Origin of the sequence: Streptomyces sp. ADMS (assembly GCF_033441795.1) — a bacterium.
Lineage (GTDB): Bacteria > Actinomycetota > Actinomycetes > Streptomycetales > Streptomycetaceae > Streptomyces.
The window spans coordinates 1-800 of sequence record NZ_JAVFVX010000358.1; the positions used below are offsets into that span (position 1 = coordinate 1).

1 protein-coding gene and 2 pseudogenes are annotated in these 800 nt (G+C 72.2%); all 3 read left to right on the forward strand.

Features of this window, described 5'->3' with window-relative positions; translation table 11 throughout:
* On the forward strand, positions 1-96 hold a 96-nt coding region (locus RB628_RS41010; RefSeq protein WP_318325719.1), incomplete at its 5' end, for a multicopper oxidase domain-containing protein.
* Between the two features lie 129 nt (positions 97-225).
* Positions 226-276, forward strand: a pseudogene (locus RB628_RS42870) (hypothetical protein); the annotation flags it as partial.
* 356 nt (positions 277-632) lie between these two features.
* Positions 633-800: pseudogene (locus RB628_RS41015) on the forward strand (HAD family hydrolase); the annotation flags it as partial.

Consider the following 800-nt stretch of genomic DNA (forward strand, 5'->3'; position numbering starts at 1 on the left):
TTCGACGCCGACAACCCCGGCCAGTGGATGCTCCACTGCCACAACGCCTACCACGCCGAGGCGGGGATGATGACGAACGTCGCCTACCAGGCATGACCTCATGGCCGGGCGGCACGCTTCCCCTTTGCGTACGGGGAGCGCCGTGCGGCGGTTCTGGAGGTGCGCGGTCTGGCGTGGGTGTCACAGCAGAGCACCGGCGCGGCCGTGCTGGGCCGGCGACCGGGCGTGCTGGAGGCCGGGGTCAACCCGGTCGCGCAGTCGGCGACCGTGGTCTTCGATCAGCGGCGGACATCGCTGGCCGCGTTGCGCCGCCGGGTCGGGGAATGCGGCTACCACTGCGCGGGACAGTCGGTGCCCTCGCATGTGTGCGACCCGATGGCCGAACCGGATCCGGCCGCAGCCGTCGCCGAGGACCAGGACGCGGCACACGCGGGCCAGGCCACGCCCGTGGCCCCTCCTGTCGCACCGGAGGAGCGCGCCGAGGCCGAGGGGATCCCGTCGCCGCACGAGGTGATGGGGCACGGCGGGCACGAGGCCATGTCGATGGCGGCGACGGTTGGCCGACATGCGCAACCTCTTCCTGGTGGCGCTTCTGTTCTCGATCCCCGTCGTCATCCGCCCTCGGCGTCGACGTCGACGTGGTCATGCTCACCGGCGACAACCAGGCCACCGCGGAGCGGATCGCGAGCCGCCTCGGCATCGACTCCGTCATCGCCGAGGTCCTCCCCGGGGACAAGGCGGCCAAGGTGGCCGAACTGCAACGCGGCGGCCGCAAGGTCGCCATGGTCGGCGACGGCGTC